Annotated in this window: 1 protein-coding gene and 2 pseudogenes; 2 read left to right on the top strand and 1 reads right to left on the bottom strand. The window is 73.5% G+C overall.

Annotated elements, in window-relative coordinates:
- A pseudogene (locus ACFU7Z_RS39170) lies at positions 1-531 on the bottom strand (hypothetical protein); the annotation flags it as partial.
- 252 nt (positions 532-783) lie between these two features.
- On the opposite strand from ACFU7Z_RS39170, the gene ACFU7Z_RS39165 reads away from it, so the two are divergent.
- On the top strand, positions 784-1,296 hold the full coding sequence (locus ACFU7Z_RS39165) for a SigE family RNA polymerase sigma factor (RefSeq protein ID WP_049649167.1): 513 nt from the start codon (positions 784-786) through the stop codon (positions 1,294-1,296).
- Positions 1,289-1,894 (top strand): annotated as a pseudogene (locus tag ACFU7Z_RS39160) (hypothetical protein); the annotation flags it as partial. The gene ACFU7Z_RS39165 and the pseudogene ACFU7Z_RS39160, both read left to right, overlap by 8 nt.

Genomic DNA, 1,894 nt, shown 5'->3' with positions numbered 1-1,894 from the left:
CGAGAGGACCTGCCCGGCACCGGCCGGCGTGCTGAAGCTGTCGAAGAACTCGACCAGGTGACCGGTGCCCCACAGGCGGTCGTTGATGAACGTCGCGGGCGAGGACATGCTGGTGCCCTTGTCGCCCTTCGACTCGCACTGCACGTACTGGCCGGCGGAGTCGACGGCGACGACCACGCCGTCGGTGTCCGACGAGGCGACGGGAGCGCGGACCCCGATCACCGCCTGGTACTGCGAAGCCTCGGAGCCCAGGCAGGAGGCCAGGATCCCGGCGACGGTCCCGGCGTCGATCGGGGTCGTCGTCGTGCTGGTGACGGTGGAGGCCGCCGGGGTGGCAGTCGCTCCGGTCGCGGCCGAGCCGCCGCCGGAGGCCGGGGCGGCCGGCGCGGCAGGGGCGGCCGGCGCGGCGGCGGGCTTGCTCTGGGCCGTGGGGGTGGCCGTGGGGGTGCCGGTCGCGGCGGTGGCCATTCCCCCCGCGGTCGCGATGGCCGCGGCGGTGGCGGTGATGATCATGATCGGGCGGATACGCATGAATCCGTGTCCCTTCCTGCGGGCGTCCGGTTGATGCCCGCGCCCCTGTACGCCTCCCGATGCCCGACCGGTCGCACCCCGCGCATGTGATCCAGGTCATAGGCCGTCGATGTAACCCTGGGACGGCGCTCGTGCGTACAGGGCGGGAGGCTCCACCCAGGACGCACGGCTGACCCGCCGTGGCCGAGGAGTGCTCCCTCGCGCACCGCCCGTGCCGCGAGCTGACGGACAGCCCCGGAGGAGAGGCCCTTGATGACGCCACAGGAGTTCGACGCGTTCTACGCGGCGTCCTTCTCCCGCCTCACCGGGCAGCTCTACGCGATAACCGGCAACTGGTCCGAAGCCCAGGACGTGGTCCAGGAGGCCTTCATCCGCGCCTGGGACCGCAGGCGCACCTTCGACCCCGGCAACGCCCCGGAGGCATGGATCCGGACCACGGCCCGGCGGCTGGCCCACTCCCGCTGGCGGCGCCTCGCCCGGGGCCTGCACCTGGCCGGACACCACCACCGCCACGAACCGTCCACCGTCGAGCCGCCCACCGAGGAGCACCTGATGCTGGTCACCGCGCTCCGCGACCTACCCGAAGCACAGCGGATCGCCCTGGTCCTGCACCACATGTGCGACCTCTCCATCGAGCAGGTCTCCGCCGAGACCGGCGCCGGCATCAGCACCGTCAAGAGCCGCCTCGCCCGCGGCCGGACCGCGCTCGCGGCCAGACTCTCCGACCGGACCCCGACCAGCGAGGAAGGAAAGCTCCGTGTCTGACCCCGTCCACGACAGCCTCGACGACCGGCTGCGGCTGCTCGGCACGCAGATGCCGGCACCGACCCTGCCCGCTGCGGAGATCCGCAGACGCGCCGACCGGCGCCGCCACCGTCGACACGCCCTCGGCGCGACCGTGGCCTGCGCCGCGGCGGCCCTGTGCCTGACCCTCCCGTCCGTGCTGAACCCGCCGGGGCCACAACACCCACCGGCACCACAGCAGGGGCCGGCCGCCACAGGCACCCCCTCCGTGCCGGCCTCCCCCCACCCCCCGGCGGCTTTCACCGTCACCAGCACGACGACGACCCCGATCGAGGCCGGGGCCGTCGCCGGGATCCTGGGCTCGTGCCTGGGCTCCGAGGCGTCGCAGTACCAGGCGGTGATCGCGGTCCGCGCTCCCGTCGCCTCCTCGGACACCGACGGCGTGGTCGTCGCCGTCGACTCCGCCGGCCAGTACGCGCAGTGCGAGTCGAAGGGCCGGACCGGGCACAGCATCTCCCTCCCCCCGACGTTCATCAACGACCGCCTGTGGGGCGCCGGCCACCTGGTCGAGTTCTTCGACAGCTTCAACGCCCCGACCGGTGCCGGGCAGGTCCTCTCA

Origin of the sequence: Kitasatospora sp. NPDC057518, assembly GCF_042802075.1 — a bacterium.
In the GTDB taxonomy this organism is placed as follows: domain Bacteria; phylum Actinomycetota; class Actinomycetes; order Streptomycetales; family Streptomycetaceae; genus Kitasatospora.
Note: the sequence above shows the minus strand (reverse complement) of the source record. Positions and strands in the feature narration are given on the sequence as shown.

Excerpts from the sequence above, each read along its gene's own strand:
- ACFU7Z_RS39165 (WP_049649167.1), top strand. The coding sequence starts at position 784 with ATGACGCCACAGGAGTTCGACGCGTTCTACGCGGCGTCCTTCTCCCGC.